Source organism: Methylobacillus methanolivorans (genome assembly GCF_044751345.1).
Taxonomy (GTDB): domain Bacteria; phylum Pseudomonadota; class Gammaproteobacteria; order Burkholderiales; family Methylophilaceae; genus Methylobacillus; species Methylobacillus methanolivorans.
This window is the reverse complement of the sequence record NZ_JBIWXY010000001.1, coordinates 1-15,068: the sequence shown is the minus strand read 5'-3', so window position 1 is coordinate 15,068 and position 15,068 is coordinate 1. Positions and strand designations below refer to the sequence as shown.

Annotated in this window: 13 protein-coding genes; 7 read left to right on the top strand and 6 right to left on the bottom strand. The window is 52.2% G+C overall.

Annotated elements, in window-relative coordinates; genetic code table 11:
* Window positions 1-442: 442 nt before the first annotated feature.
* From aceE to lpdA, 3 genes are all read left to right on the top strand, one after another.
* A complete protein-coding gene (gene aceE, locus ACIKP9_RS00065; protein WP_400877640.1) occupies window positions 443-3,097 on the top strand; it encodes a pyruvate dehydrogenase (acetyl-transferring), homodimeric type in 2,655 nt (884 codons plus the stop codon).
* 131 nt (window positions 3,098-3,228) lie between these two features.
* Window positions 3,229-4,566 (top strand): dihydrolipoyllysine-residue acetyltransferase, encoded by a 1,338-nt coding sequence (gene aceF, locus ACIKP9_RS00060; protein WP_400877638.1) that lies wholly within the window; start codon window positions 3,229-3,231, stop codon window positions 4,564-4,566.
* A gap of 16 nt (window positions 4,567-4,582) precedes the next feature.
* A complete protein-coding gene (lpdA, locus tag ACIKP9_RS00055; protein ID WP_400877636.1) occupies window positions 4,583-6,361 on the top strand; it encodes a dihydrolipoyl dehydrogenase in 1,779 nt (592 codons plus the stop codon).
* A gap of 86 nt (window positions 6,362-6,447) precedes the next feature.
* On the opposite strand, the gene ACIKP9_RS00050 is transcribed toward lpdA, so the two are convergent.
* Genes ACIKP9_RS00050 through birA form a run of 4 tightly spaced genes read right to left on the bottom strand, consistent with a single transcriptional unit; the run spans window position 6,448 to window position 9,232 of the window.
* The gene (locus ACIKP9_RS00050) at window positions 6,448-6,843 is read right to left on the bottom strand and encodes a hypothetical protein (protein ID WP_400877634.1); all 396 of its coding nucleotides are present in this window, start codon (window positions 6,841-6,843) and stop codon (window positions 6,448-6,450) included.
* Window positions 6,844-6,851: 8 nt separating this feature from the next.
* Window positions 6,852-7,508, bottom strand: coding sequence for an SPOR domain-containing protein (locus ACIKP9_RS00045; protein WP_400877632.1), 657 nt, complete (start codon window positions 7,506-7,508; stop codon window positions 6,852-6,854).
* The gene (locus ACIKP9_RS00040; protein ID WP_400877631.1) at window positions 7,505-8,254 is read right to left on the bottom strand and encodes a type III pantothenate kinase; all 750 of its coding nucleotides are present in this window, start codon (window positions 8,252-8,254) and stop codon (window positions 7,505-7,507) included. The genes ACIKP9_RS00045 and ACIKP9_RS00040 overlap by 4 nt, the downstream gene beginning before the upstream one ends.
* On the bottom strand, window positions 8,255-9,232 hold the full coding sequence (gene birA / locus ACIKP9_RS00035) for a bifunctional biotin--[acetyl-CoA-carboxylase] ligase/biotin operon repressor BirA (protein ID WP_400881806.1): 978 nt from the start codon (window positions 9,230-9,232) through the stop codon (window positions 8,255-8,257).
* A 126-nt stretch (window positions 9,233-9,358) separates the two neighbouring features.
* Between birA and ACIKP9_RS00030 the strand changes: the two genes are divergently transcribed.
* Both ACIKP9_RS00030 and ACIKP9_RS00025 read left to right on the top strand, forming a co-directional pair.
* Window positions 9,359-11,122 carry a glutamine--tRNA ligase/YqeY domain fusion protein gene (locus ACIKP9_RS00030; protein WP_400877628.1) on the top strand — a complete coding sequence of 588 codons (1,764 nt, stop codon included), beginning with the start codon at window positions 9,359-9,361 and terminating at the stop codon, window positions 11,120-11,122.
* Between the two features lie 9 nt (window positions 11,123-11,131).
* Window positions 11,132-11,737, top strand: coding sequence for a flavin reductase family protein (locus ACIKP9_RS00025; RefSeq protein WP_400877626.1), 606 nt, complete (start codon window positions 11,132-11,134; stop codon window positions 11,735-11,737).
* A gap of 8 nt (window positions 11,738-11,745) precedes the next feature.
* Here the strand turns inward: ACIKP9_RS00025 and ACIKP9_RS00020 are convergent, their stop codons facing one another.
* On the bottom strand, window positions 11,746-12,069 hold the full coding sequence (locus tag ACIKP9_RS00020) for a hypothetical protein (protein WP_400877623.1): 324 nt from the start codon (window positions 12,067-12,069) through the stop codon (window positions 11,746-11,748).
* Window positions 12,070-12,252: 183 nt separating this feature from the next.
* Between ACIKP9_RS00020 and corA the strand changes: the two genes are divergently transcribed.
* Window positions 12,253-13,326: a magnesium/cobalt transporter CorA gene (gene corA / locus ACIKP9_RS00015; RefSeq protein WP_230346632.1), complete on the top strand. Its 1,074-nt coding sequence runs from the start codon at window positions 12,253-12,255 to the stop codon at window positions 13,324-13,326.
* 3 nt (window positions 13,327-13,329) lie between these two features.
* Here corA and msrA read toward each other — a convergent pair whose 3' ends face one another.
* Window positions 13,330-13,857: a peptide-methionine (S)-S-oxide reductase MsrA gene (gene msrA / locus ACIKP9_RS00010; RefSeq protein WP_400881804.1), complete on the bottom strand. Its 528-nt coding sequence runs from the start codon at window positions 13,855-13,857 to the stop codon at window positions 13,330-13,332.
* Window positions 13,858-14,001: 144 nt separating this feature from the next.
* On the opposite strand from msrA, the gene ACIKP9_RS00005 reads away from it, so the two are divergent.
* Window positions 14,002-14,769, top strand: a complete 768-nt coding sequence (locus tag ACIKP9_RS00005; protein ID WP_400877620.1) for a ParA family protein — start codon at window positions 14,002-14,004, stop codon at window positions 14,767-14,769.
* Window positions 14,770-15,068: the final 299 nt, after the last annotated feature.

Genomic DNA, 15,068 nt, shown 5'->3' with positions numbered 1-15,068 from the left:
GCCCTCCTTGATCCACGCCCAAATACAAGCCCTCACTATTTACTCTCGTTGGCAAAGCGCTTGAGCACAACAATTTCGCCAGGTCGGTATATTGGCCGCCAGCCTTGCTCGAACAAGCTTTCACTGCTGGTGCGCAGAACAGCCAAGTGATTACTGCACTCCGTAGAACAAACAGTATATTGGTCGTCATGGCACGCGATTTTATCCCTGCCTGAAGGGTGAGTTGCTGCGGTTGCAGAATCATAAGTTTTCTCTTGTTTTTAGCGGCTTAGGCCCGTACTTTCATGCACTGGAACAAGCGACAAAACTTGACCTAAACAGTCAAAAAAGCCAATATAGCGTCTTCACAACGGCCTCAAGCCATAACCAATATTTTAAGCTTGATGCTGCATCAGGCTGATTATACCCAAGCGTATCTTAAAAGTTTCCCGGAGAACCTTACATGGCATTAACCCCCGATATCGACCCTCAAGAGACCCAGGAATGGCTTGATGCCATCTCATCGGTACTTGAGAACGAGGGAACCGAGCGAGCGCATTTCCTGCTGGAAACGCTGATTGATAAAGCCCGCCGCTCAGGTGCATATTTACCGTACAACGCGACCACTGCATACGTAAACACCATTCCTGCGCACCTTCAGCCCAAGCACCCTGGCGACACTGCCATGGAGCGCAAGATTCGTGCGCTAATCCGCTGGAACGCCATCATGACCGTCCTGCGCGCCAATGAGAAATCCCCTGGCGTGGGCGGCCACATTGCCAGCTTCCAATCTGCTGCGACGCTGTACGACACTGGTTTCAACCACTTCTTCCGCGCAGCCAATGAAAGCTTCGGCGGTGACCTGATTTACTTCCAGGGCCACTCATCCCCTGGTGTGTATGCACGCGCCTTCCTCGAAGGCCGTCTCACAGAAGAGCAAATGTCCAACTTCCGTATTGAAGCGGAAGGCAATGGCCTTTCTTCCTACCCACACCCATGGCTGATGCCAGATTTCTGGCAATTCCCCACCGTATCCATGGGCCTGGGCCCATTACAGGGTATCTACCAGGCACGTTTCCTGAAATACCTGCATGACCGTGGCATTGCCGATACTTCAGACCGCAAGGTATGGGTATTCTGCGGCGATGGCGAAATGGATGAGCCTGAGTCACTGGGTGCCATCTCACTGGCTGCGCGCGAAAAACTCGACAACCTGATTTTCGTCATCAACTGTAACCTGCAACGCCTGGACGGCCCGGTACGTGGCAATGGCAAGGTGATCCAGGAGTTCGAGGCAGCTTTCCGCGGCTCTGGCTGGAATGTGATCAAGGTATTGTGGGGCTCCTATTGGGACCCATTGCTAGCCATGGACAAGGATGGCTTGCTGAAGAAGCGCATGGAAGAATGCGTGGATGGCGAATACCAGAACTTCAAGGCCAAGGGTGGCGCTTACACACGCGAACACTTCTTCGGTAAATATCCTGAACTGAAGGAAATGGTAGCTGCAATGTCCGACGAGGACATCTGGCGCCTCAACCGTGGTGGTCACGACCCACACAAGGTCTACGCTGCTTACCATTCCGCCGTGAACCACAAGGGCCAACCTAGCGTTGTGCTCGCCAAGACCGTGAAGGGTTATGGCATGGGCCAGGAAGGTGAAGGCCAGAACACCACCCACCAGCAGAAGAGCATGAGTATCGAGACACTGAAGAAATTCCGTGATCGTTTCGACCTGCCATTGACCGATGAGCAAGTGGAAAATCTCTCCTTCTATCGTCCTGCTGATGACAGCCCGGAAATGCAATACCTCAAGGCACGTCGCGAAGCCATGGGTGGCTTTGTGCCAGCACGCCGCCGCAAGGGTAATGAGCTGACTGTGCCAGCCCTTTCTGCGTTCGAGAATATGCTCGGTGCCACGGGTGAGCGTGAAATCTCCACCACCATGGCCTTTGTGCGCATTCTCTCTACGCTCTTGCGTGACAAACAGGTCGGCAAGTATGTCGTGCCTATCGTCCCTGACGAAGCGCGCACCTTCGGCATGGAAGGCATGTTCCGCCAACTGGGTATCTACTCCTCTGTTGGCCAGCTTTACGAACCACAAGATGCTGATCAGGTGATGTTCTACAAGGAATCCAAGGACGGCCAGATCCTGGAAGAAGGCATCAACGAAGCAGGTTCGTTCTCCTCATGGATTGCGGCAGCGACGTCTTACAGCGTCAGCGGCGTGCAGATGATCCCGTTCTACATCTTCTACTCCATGTTCGGCTTCCAGCGTATCGGCGATCTGGCATGGGCAGCAGGTGACTCGCGTTCACGCGGCTTCCTGCTTGGCGCTACCGCAGGCCGCACTACGTTGAACGGCGAAGGTTTGCAGCACGAAGACGGCCATAGCCATCTGATGTCTGCCACCATCCCCAACTGCATTTCCTATGACCCGACCTTTGCCTATGAGCTGGCGGTGATTATTCAGGAAGGCTTGCGTCGCATGGTGCAGAACCAGGAAGATGTGTACTACTACATCACCCTGATGAACGAGAATTACACGCATCCTGCACTACCCAAGGACGCTGAAGAAGGCATACTCAAGGGTATCTACTCATTCAGCAAATCCAAGGCCAAGGGCCCCAAGGTGCAATTGCTGGGCAGTGGCGTGATCCTGCGCGAAGTGATTGCTGCTGGTGAGTTACTGGAAAAAGATTGGGGCGTTTCTGCCGACATCTGGAGCGTCACAAGCTTCACCGAACTGCGCCGCGAAGGCCTGGATGTAGAGCGCTGGAACCTGCTCAATCCAGAAAAGACACAGAAGGAAAGCTTTGTCGCCAAGAGCCTGAAAAAGGCCGAAGGCCCAGTGATCGCCTCCACTGACTACATGAAGTCCTATGCTGACCAGATCCGCAACTTCATCCCGCAACGCTATGTTGCACTGGGTACCGATGGCTATGGTCGCTCCGACTCTCGCGAGGCATTGCGTAACTTCTTCGAGGTTGATCGCTACCATGTGGTACTTGCTGCCCTGAAAGCATTGGCAGATGAAGGCAAGCTACCTGCAGCCAAGGCAGCAGAAGCCATCAAGAAATACAACATCAACGTCAACAGGCCCAACCCAACAACGGTTTAAGTCAGCTGACAGAAAGCTGCCAGATACCCATCTGGCAGCCTAGCGCAAGCAATCTACGCCCCGGCTAACCGCATGTGGGCGTTTTGCGTAAATGCATATCTTAAAAAGATACATTTTAAGGAACATCAAGCATGGCAATTAAAGACGTACTCGTTCCCGACATCGGCAACTTTGACAGTGTGGATGTCATCGAAGTCCTGGTGAAAGCCGGTGACAGCATTGCCAAGGACGACTCGCTGATCACCCTGGAATCCGACAAGGCCTCCATGGACATTCCCGCGCCATTTGCCGGGACAGTGAAGGAAGTCAAAATCAAGGTGGGCGACAAGGTCGCTCAAGGCGGGCTCATTCTCACGCTGGAAGCCGCAGAGGAAAGCGCGAGCGCCCCTGCCGCACCGGAAGCAGCCAAGCCTGCTCCTGTCGCCGTAGCTCCAGCCCCCCCTGCGCCAGTGCCCGAGGCAACCCGCCCGGCGCCAGAGCCACCCAAGACCATTCAACCACAGACAACCCCTAACCCGATCGCCGCCAGCGTAGAAACCGCATCTGGCAAGCTGGCTCACGCCAGCCCATCCATCCGCAAATTCGCACGCGAACTGGGCGTTAATCTGGACTTGGTCTCTGCCAGCGGCCCCAAGAACCGCATTACCCAAGCGGACGTTCAAGCCTACGTCAAGGGCGAGTTGAGCAAGCCTCGCGGCGGTGGCGTTGCCACTGGCGCTGGCGGCCTGGCCGTCATCCCTGCTCCGGTCATTGATTTCAGCCAATATGGCGAAACCGAGATCAAGGCGCTGTCGCGGATCAAGAAGCTCTCCGGTGCCAACCTGCACCGTAACTGGGTCACTGCACCACACGTGACACAGTTTGATGAAGCCGACATTACCGACCTTGAAGATTTCCGCAAATCCATGCAGTCCGAAGCCGAAAAACGCGGCGTCAAGCTGACGATGATCGCCTTCCTGATCAAGGCCTCGGTCAATGCATTGCGTGCTTACCCTAACTTCAATGCCTCCTTGTCTGCCGATGGTGAAAGCCTGATTCTCAAGCAGTATTACAACGTCGGCTTTGCCTGCGACACCCCTGACGGCCTGGTTGTCCCGGTAATCCGTGACGTCAATCGCAAGGACGTACTCGAAATCGCCGCTGAACTGGGCGAGCTTTCTGCCAAGGCACGTGAGCGCAAATTGAAGGTCGAGGAAATGCAAGGCGGCTGCTTCACCATTTCCAGCCTAGGTGGTATCGGCGGCACCGCCTTCACCCCTATCATCAATTGCCCTGAAGTGGCGATCCTGGGCGTTTCACGCTCCAGCATCCAGCCGGTCTTCAACAGCAAGACCAAGGAATTCGAGCCACGCCTGGTCTTGCCTTTGTCCCTGTCTTACGACCACCGCGTCATCGATGGTGCCGACGGCGCACGCTTCACTAGCCACCTGCGCATGCTGCTGTCCGACGTACGTCGTTTGTTGCTGTAAGGATTAAGGGATAAACATGAGCAAGATTACTGAAGTATTGGTTCCCGATATCGGTAACTTCGATAGCGTGGACGTGATTGAAGTACTGGTGCAAGTTGGCGACACCATCGCCAAGGAAGACGCGCTGATCACCCTGGAGTCCGACAAGGCCTCCATGGACATTCCCTCTTCCCACGCTGGCGTGGTGAAAGAGATTAAGGTCAAGGTAGGCGACAAAGTCACCAAGGGCTCGCTGATCCTGCTGGTGGAGGAAGCCAGTGCGGAATCTGCAAGCACCACAGCCAGCCCCGCGCCAGCTGCAAAAGAAGCTGCAAAACCCGCCCCTGCGACAACACCTGCCGCAGCGGCACCCGTGCCTACCGTCGCGACTGGCGATTCCGACATTAATACCGAAATCGTGGTGCTTGGCTCCGGCCCCGGCGGCTACACGGCCGCCTTCCGCGCTGCCGACCTCGGCAAGCAAGTGGTATTGATCGAGCGCTACTCCACGCTAGGCGGGGTTTGCCTCAATGTAGGCTGTATTCCATCCAAGGCCTTGTTGCATACCGCCAAGGTGATTACCGAGGCTGAGGAAACCAGCCATCACGGCGTCAGCTTCGGCAAGCCTGATATCAACCTGGAACAACTACGCACATGGAAAGCCAATGATGTTGTAGGCAAGCTCACGGGCGGTCTGGCACAAATGGCCAAGCAACGCGGCGTGACCGTCGTGCAAGGCGTAGGCAAATTCACCAGCCCTCACCAGGTAGCGGTCACTGCAGCCGATGGCAAGGTCACCACAGTTGGCTTCCAGCACGCCATTATTGCGGCAGGCTCACAGGCCACCAAATTCCCCGGCGCACCTGAAGACGAGCGCATCATGGACTCCACCGGTGCGCTCGCGTTGGCCGATGTTCCCAAGCGCTTGCTGGTCATCGGCGGCGGCATTATCGGCCTGGAAATGGGCACGGTTTACGACGCGCTGGGCAGCAAGGTAAGCGTTGTCGAATTCATGGATGGCCTGATCCCGGGTGCTGACCGTGACTTGATCCGCCCGTTGCAAAAGCGCATGGAAAAACGCTTTGAGAGCATTATGCTTTCAACCAAGGTCGCCAAGATCGATGCCAAGAAAGACGGCATTCATGTCAGCTTTGAAGGTGAAAATGCACCAAAAGAAGCCCAGGTCTATGACCGCGTACTGGTATCGATTGGTCGCCGTCCGAATGGCAAGAACATCGGCGCGGAAAACGCTGGTGTCGCAGTCGATGATAGAGGCTTTATTGCCGTCGATAAGCAAATGCGCACCAATGTGCCGCATATCTTCGCCATCGGCGATATCGTCGGCCAACCTATGCTGGCGCACAAGGCAACACATGAAGCCAAGGTCGCAGCAGAAGTCATCGCAGGCCATAAGGTAGAGTTCATCGCTTCCGTGATTCCATCTGTTGCCTATACCGATCCCGAGGTAGCGTGGGTAGGTGTGACAGAAACTGATGCCAAAGCCCAAAGCTTGCAAATCGAGAAGGCTTCCTTCCCATGGGCCGCCAGTGGGCGTGCTTTATCCATTGCCCGTTCAGAAGGTGCCACCAAGCTGATTTTCGACAAGGAAACTCACCGTGTGATTGGCGCAGGCATTGTCGGCGTCAATGCGGGAGAGCTGTTGGCAGAAGCAGTGCTCGCCATCGAAATGGGTGCAGATGCCCATGACCTTGGCCTGACGATTCACGCCCATCCTACGCTGTCGGAAACCATCTGTTTTGCAGCAGAGCTCAAGGAAGGCACCATTACTGATATGTTGCCGCCGAAAAAGCGTTAATACACTGCTTTGGATGAAATAAAAACGGCGCTTATAGCGCCGTTTTTATTTCATCTCTACATCACGTTTGCTTGCTCGTTGAAGTGCTAGCCTCCAGTAGAGTCGTTCGCAGAAGTGGATGAGCCACTCGTCGCAGTCGTTGCACTGCCATCAGCCCCATCTTTTTTGGCTTCTGTCGTTTTTGGCTTGGCTGCCCTAGGTTTGCGCGTACGAGGTTTTGCCGGCTTTTTCGGTGCATCACCTGCCGCTTGGGTTGTGGCTGGCTTGGACTTTGCTGCTGCACTACTAGCAGTCTTAGGCTTAGCAGGTGCTCTGCGTCGCGGACTAGCAGCTTTCGCTTTAACAGGCTGAGCTGCTGCTTCCGGTGCGGTCTTTTTATCACCATCAATCACATCCGTGACTACCTTGCTCAAAATCCGTTTTCCTGCAACAACTGCGGCAGCCAATGCAACTTTCTTGATGATATTCTTGAATATTCCCATACAGACTCCTATTGGCAAATAACCTGTTTAAGTTCGCTACCTGGAAAGTTTGCACCTTGTTTACTCAACTCACCAGCCATCTCGGCCGACATATCGTTAATCAGCAAACTAGCACGTCCTTTTTCTTGATTGCGTACCCCTTTTTGCGCGGATCGCACCCCTTGACGCTGTAACTGTTCGAGTAGTTTATTCGCTAATCGTTCATCCTTGAAGACCCCGAGCGAAATTGCGTTGCGCCAAGGCGCCTCTTGAATAATAAAACTCACCTCCACGCCCAGCGCTTTCAACTCGGCCACCTTGCTCTGTGCAGCCTGCAAAGAGGGTAACGGCGGGATATATACCCAATAGCGCAAAGCCTCTTGCATGGTTTTCTGCTGCACAGTAGCCACCAGTGAGTGCTGTCCCAGAATCGCCTGGGCGCGTTGTAAACCTGCCGCGGAGAAGCTCCCCCATTCATAACAGGCATAGACTTCGTCTACTACGCTATCACCGGAGGCACTCACCTTGGGCATAGCGTCCACCTCATCCTGGCTCAGTAGCTTGATTTTATCGGCAGATAAAGGCTCATGTATTGGTTCATTGGAGGGTGCTGTTGGCTGGTACCAACCGAGGCTAATCAAGGCAATGAGGTTCAGCAATAATAAGCCGCTCAACAACCACTTCATGACAACTCTCTTTCCAAATACCAAAGCCCCTGCAGCACCAAGTGGTCTTCTAGCTGATACTCTCTTGCCAATACATGCTTTTGCAGCAAGGGCAACAAGGTAGCCGCATCCCCTCCACTTAACATACAAGGCACGACATGCCCACAATGCTCACTGAGCAATTGCACCAAATTATCCACTGCACCAGCCAATGCATACAGACTGCCGCTATAGACAGCATCTTGGGTACTCAAGGGAAAGTCCTGAAATACCCCGTGTATCTCACCAATATTTGCCGCAGCATTAACAATGCTGTTCTGTATTAACTTCATCCCTGGCACGATGATGCCACCAATAAAACGCGCCTGACCGGGGCTGGTTTTTTCGATCATATCGACGGTCAGTGCTGTGCCTGCGTTGACCACGACGCAACTGCGCTGATAATGCTGCCAAGCACCGACCATCGCCGCCCAGCGATCTACACCCAATTGCTCCGGAATGGTATAACCATTACTCAAACCACAAGCGTGCGCAGTGCTGGCATGCCAACGCACTGGCAAGCCTAGCGGCTTGAGCAACTCCTTCAACATATCGTGCCGTGCTTGCCCTGCCACATTTGCCACGGCCACAGCATCACAGCCATGCCAGGCCGTAGGCACTTCATGACGATCCATGACACCATGCTGCAATATCGCACCATTTTCATATTGCAGAACCGCCCATTTAGTCCGGGTATTGCCAGCATCAATCACCAACAGGCTGCCCATTTAACGCGCCCCCCGCAAACTGATCTCCCCAGAAGAAAAACGCTGGGTTCCATGCTCATTCTGCACTAGTAACACCCCATCATCCGCAATGCCTTGCACATGACCGAATTGTTCCCGTCCATCAGGAAATAGCAGCTTGACCACCTCACCATGATAAGCATGATGCACTTGCCACTCTTCGCGCAAGGCAGCAAAGCCTTCCCGCTCAAAGGTATCCAATACTTGTGCCAACTCATGCAACAACTGACCTAGAAGAGCATTGGGATCAATATTGATCGGCAGATGGCTCGCCATATCCGTCACAGGCTGATCAATTTGTGCACGCATAGCTGGCGGCAAGTTAAGGTTAAGACCAATACCAATCACCGCTGCACTAGGGCCATCCATATCGCCATTTAACTCAATCAGGATGCCAGCAAGCTTACGACCTTGCACAAGAATATCGTTAGGCCACTTCAATTGCGCACTGCGCAAACCATATTGATGCAAGGCACGGACCAAGGCCAGCCCTACTGCCAGGCTCAACCCAGACAATGCCGAGGCACCCATTTGGAAACGCCACAATAATGAAAAGGTCAGGCTGGCGCCGAATGCGGCTTGCCAGCTACGTCCGCGACGCCCACGGCCCTTGGTCTGTAACAACGCGGCAGCCACCGTTCCATGCGGTGCATGGCTTGCTGCTTGCTGCATCAGATAACTGTTCGTGGAATCAATCGTATCAAACAAGACCAAGTGAAACCGGTGCTGCTGCGCTCCGAGTGCATCCAACACCGCCTGTTTATCGAGTAAATGTAAGGGCTGTGGCAGGCGATAGCCTCGCCCTCTGACAGAGAAAATGTCCACTCCCAAGGCTTCTGCCGCCTGGATCGCATTCCAGACAGAAGCACGCGTTACTGAAAACTGGCGTGCGATGTCCTCACCAGAGTGAAAACGGCCATCTGCCAGCAGCCTTAATATAGGAAATACCAAGTTATTCATTGCTGGGGCAGTATATCGCAAGGCGTCACCATGGAATGAATATTCTGGGCACAGCCAGCATGCATGACAGCCCGCTAGCGCATGACACAGTGTAAAATAGGCACAAATTAATAGCGTACTACCACCATGTCTGACAAAACTCCTGTTGCTCCAGCTTCCAATTTCATTCGCCATATCGTCGAGCGTGACCTTGAACAAGGGACTTACGCCACTCGTCACTGGGCCCGATGCCCTGGGGATGCCCAACATCATGCAGCTGGCGAACCCGACCCAGCGAAAATCCGCACCCGCTTCCCACCCGAGCCGAATGGCTACCTGCATATTGGCCATGCCAAGAGCATCTGCCTCAACTTCGGCCTGGCACGCGACTTTGGCGGTGTGTGTCACATGCGCTTCGATGACACTAACCCCGAGAAAGAAGAACAGGAATACGTCGACAGCATTTCCGATGCCGTCAAGTGGCTAGGCTTCGGTTGGGATGCCTTTGGTGAATCCCACCTGTATTTCGCCAGCAACTACTTCGACTTCATGTATCGCGCTGCGGAATACTTGATCGAGTCAGGCAATGCCTACGTCGACCAACAAACCGCCGAGGAAATGCGCACCAACCGCGGTAGCTTGACCGAGCCAGGCAAGAATTCCCCGTGGCGTGACCGCTCTGTAGCAGAAAACCTCGCGCTGTTCCGTGAAATGCGTGATGGCAAACATGCGGACGGTAGCATGGTGCTGCGTGCCAAAATCGATATGGCTTCGCCCAACATCAACCTGCGCGACCCAGCGATTTACCGCATCAAGCACGCCCATCACCATAATACTGGCGACAAATGGTGCATCTACCCAATGTACACGTTTGCCCATCCGCTGGAGGATGCTTACGAAGGTGTCACTCACTCGATTTGTACACTGGAATTCGAGGATCAGCGTCCATTCTACGACTGGGTGCTGGAAAGACTGGCGGAAGGTGGGCTCCTTGCTCATCCATTGCCAAAGCAGTATGAATTTTCCCGTCTCAATCTCACTTACGTTGTGCTATCAAAGCGCAAGTTGATTGAGTTGGTTGAAAAGCAATTTGTCAGTGGCTGGGATGATCCACGCTTGCCTACCTTGGTTGGCGCGCGCCGTCGAGGCTATGCGCCAGAGGGTTTCCGCCTGTTTGCAGATCGTATTGGCGTTTCCAAGGCAGATTCCTGGATTGAATACACTATCCTTGAAGACTGCATGCGCGAAGTGCTCAATGCCTCAGCGGAGCGTCGTATTGCAGTACTTGACCCTATCAAGCTGGTCATCGACAACTATCCTGTCGACCAATCCGAGGACTGCCATGCTCCCAACCATCCGCAAAAACCCGAGCTAGGCCATCGTGTCGTCCCGCTTTCGCGCGAATTATGGATAGAAAGAGAAGACTTCATGGAAGAGCCGGTCAAAGGCTACTTCCGCCTGTTCCCAGGCAATATGGTACGGTTGCGTTATGGTTATGTCGTCAAATGTACCGGTGTTGAAAAAGATAGTGCTGGCAATGTCACCGTCGTGCATTGCGAATACCTCCCTGATACCAAGTCTGGTACTCCAGGGGCAGACTCTGTCAAGGTCAAGGGCAATATCCACTGGGTATCGGCAGCACATGCCTATGCAGCTGAAGTACGCATGTATGACCGCTTGTTCAAGGAAGCCCACCCAGGTGCTGGCGAGCGTGATTATCTTGATGATATCAACCCTAATTCAGTCAACACCATTACCGCACAATTGGAACCTGCATTGAAGGAAGCCAAGCCAGAAGACCGCTTCCAGTTCGAGCGCCACGGCTACTTCGTCGCTGATAGCAAGGATAGCCAGCCGGGCAAGCCCGTATTCAATCGCACAGTCACATTACGTGATGCCTGGCAGAAATAACTTGGCGCAATGATGTCATTTAACGCCGTAGAAGCCGCCAGCACCGTGCAAGCTGTCGCTTTGGAAAAAGCCTTCCGCTTGCTTAACCACGGCCCTACGGTATTAGTGACATCGGCTCATCATGGGCATAGCAATGTCATGGCAGCAGCATGGAACATGCCCCTGGATTTCAATCCAGCCAGGGTTGCGATTGTGATTGACAAGAAAACCTTCACGCGCGACTTGATTGAGGCCAGCGGCACTTTTGCCATCAATATCCCTTGTCGTGCGCAAGCCGATATGGTCGTCAGAGTAGGCTCAAGCTCAGGCAGGGAGTTATTGGGCAAGTCACCCAGTAACAAGTTTGAAGCGTTCGACCTACGCACATTCCCCACTACACATATTGCAGCACCTTTATTGGCAGGATGTGTAGCGTGGTTGGAGTGCCGTATCATCCCTGAGCCGCATATGCAACAGGCTTATGATCTGTTTATTGCCGAAGTCATCGCAGCCTATGCAGATAACCGCGTATTCAGCGAAGGACGTTGGCATTTTGATGGTCACGATGATTTACGCACACTGCATCATGTTGCAGGCGGCTTCTTCTTCACGCCAGACACCGGTATCAGCACTTAGCTAGTGCTTCATGGTTGCGGGCTAGTACTCGCAATCGTCCAGCCTTGTTTTTCCTTATCGCGCGTCACTGAACACCCCAGCGCAATCGGCTCGTCCCCGGGCTGAATCACATGCTTGGTATGATCAGCTGTTTGCATGCCCATAAACCAGCGGTCTAGCCACACTACCATGGTTTCCGAAGCATCGCTCTTCAGCAAAATCAGCTTGCCATCATTGGCAAGGCACTCAGAACTGTCATCCTCAACCAAGCTTACTTTGATTTCTGTAGTCAACTCGGCTGCCTGTAAATTCAATGTACTGCTTAATAAGGCTGCGAATAAGTAAAATCGCATACTTCCTCCGTTACATCATGGCGACACATCGTTGTATATGCCGCTTTAATTGTATTACCCTACAGAAAGGGCAGCGTAGCTCAACATCAAGTATTAACGAGCAATTCGGCTACTATTCTACCTCGGCACGCGCGTCTTGCCGATGAAGTCTCTTCGTTAAACAGGCCAACCATTGGAGCAGGAATGAAAAAACGGCGTCATTCACATAGCAAGAAAACTGGATTACCCCCAGGCACCCTGGTACATACAGGAGACGTGAAGACGCCGCAGATCACCCTCACCCTGTTTCGCTACAACGCGGAATCTATCGAAGAGCACACCATCAGCTCGCTCAATGAAATACAAGCTGACGACACCCAGAACAGTATTCTTTGGCTTAATGTACATGGACTACATGACCCTAAGCTGATGGCAGAAATCGGGCAACGCTTCAAGCTCCATCCATTGGTACTTGAAGATATCCTCAACACCGACCAGCGTCCCAAGGTCGATGCGTATGATGACTACTTATATCTTGTCACACGCTTCTTTAGCTACGACTCAGAGCAGATGCTGGTGAATTCCGAACAAATCAGCATCATTCTTGGCGACCACTTTGTCCTGTCTTTCCAAGAGCGGCCTACTGGCTCTTTCGATCCTGTACGCGAACGCCTGCGTGCCAACAAAGGATTGTTACGCAAGTCGGGGGCGGATGTGCTGGCTTACGCCTTGCTCGATATGATCGTCGATAAATACTTTGTCATGCTGGAGCAAATTAGCGACGATTGCGAAAAACTCGAAGACCAACTCTTGCACCATCCCAGTGATGCAGTATTGCAAAGCATACATAAACTCAAACGGGAAACCATGGACTTGCGACGCGCAGTCTGGCCATTACGAGAAATCATTAACACCTTAATCCGTAATGAGTTTTCATTCTTTCAGGAAAATACCATTCTCTATTTACGAGATGTCTACGATCACAGCATTCACTTTATTGAGTCTCTGGAGTCATTACGTGACTTATTGGCCGGTATGCTTGATATCTACTTATCCAGCATCAGTAACCAGGTCAATAAAGAAGTTCGCATCCTCACCGTTGTTACCATGCTGTTTATGCCCGCAACCTTGATTTCGGGTATCTTCGGTATGAATTTCGAGAGTATGCCGCTGTTAAAAGATCACTGGGGATTCTGGATCGCCATTGCAATGATGCTATTTGTCGCTGGCGGCATGGGGCTACATTTCTGGCGCCGCCAGTGGCTCAGCAGACATTGATCCTCATTCAGCCTTGATACGCAGAGCGTATTGAGCGCGTATCTTCGCAATCTTGGGCGCAGCTACGGCAAGGCAATAAGGCTGGTTAGCGTGTTGGGCATAATATTGTTGGTGATACTGTTCTGCAGGGTAAAACTCCCCTCCCATATGCGCCTCTGTCACCACAGGCTTACCAAAATTATTTTCCGTCGCAAATGTTTCCAACATCTTGGCAAGCAGCACCTGCTGTACGCTATCTTGGCAAAATACAGCAGAGCGATATTGCGTACCTATATCGTGTCCTTGCCGGTTCAAGGTCGTAGGATCATGCGCTAGAAAAAACACTTCCAGCAATACAGTATAATCAATCACCGTTGGATCAAACACTATCTTGATCGCCTCTGCATGCCCTGTCGTTCCTGTGCACACGTCCTCATAGCTAGGATTTGGAATGTCCCCTCCAATATAGCCAGATATGACCAGCTTCACTCCCTGCAACTGCGAGAAAACCGGCTCCAAACACCAAAAACACCCTCCAGCTACAATCGCCACTGACTCTGCCAAAATCACGCCTCCATCTGTTCAAACGGGAAAAAGTACAAGATTCATGCTTCAAATCCATGGATTAAGCATGCGGCTCATACAGGATAATAAGGGCTAATATCCTGCAAACTATCTTGAGCAGCTAAAACCATTATGGCGCGTATTGCAGTTTTTAACCAGAAAGGTGGTGTCGCAAAAACCACCACAGCCCTTAACCTTGCCGCAGCATTGCAACGCACAGGCAAGGAGGCGCTGCTGATCGATATGGATCCTCAAGCGCATCTGACACAGATTCATGGACAGCTTCCAGAAAGTGCCAAGCAAAGCTTATTTGCTTTCTACCAAGATGACAAACCACTTTATCATCTGGAAATCGAATGGCCTAGCTTAGGTCATCTCATCCCAGCACATAAAGAATTGATTAAAGTCGATTCAGCGTTTGGCAAAGGCTTTGCCGTACTGAATAAGCTACGCGAAGGTTTGGATATTGCTGACAAGCTTTATATCAACCGCCATACATTGATCGACTGCTGCCCTTATCTAGGTACACTCTCACTCAATGCCATGTTTGCTGCAGACCTAGTGATCATTCCCATCTCATCCGACTTTCTTTCTCTCAGAGGAGCAAAAAAAGTAGGTGATACGTTGGCGGCTATCGAACCAGTATTAAAACGTCGGATAGAACGACGCTATCTGCTGACAAGGTTCGACCGCAGACGGAGCATGACATTTGAAGTACAGAAAAAAGCCAAGGAACTCTTTGGCGATCAACTACTAGATACTGTTATTTCAGAAAACGTCGCTGTGGCAGAAAGTCCTGAACATGGAGTTGATATCTTTCGCCACCAACCCAACAGTACCGGCGCACAAAACTACTTGGCGTTATTGATTGAATTAGCCCAGAAATGGCCCAAAGAATAAGAGTGTGATTGTGTAACCGGCAAGATCAGTATCCAGCTAATTACTCACGCGCTTCTCAGAACCTTAGAAAACAATGTGCTGGCGCTGAAAGGCACATATCATTTTCAACGCAACTACTGTAGTTAAGATGTAGTTAAAAACTACATCTTAAATTAAGTGATGGAAAGTTTAAGCGAAGAAAATAAAAATGAAAAAGCCCGCTAGATAACTAGCGGGCTTTTGAATAAAAGCCTGGCGGTGACCTACTTTCGCATACGAGAAGTATACTATCATTGGCGCGGAATCGTTTCACGGCCCTG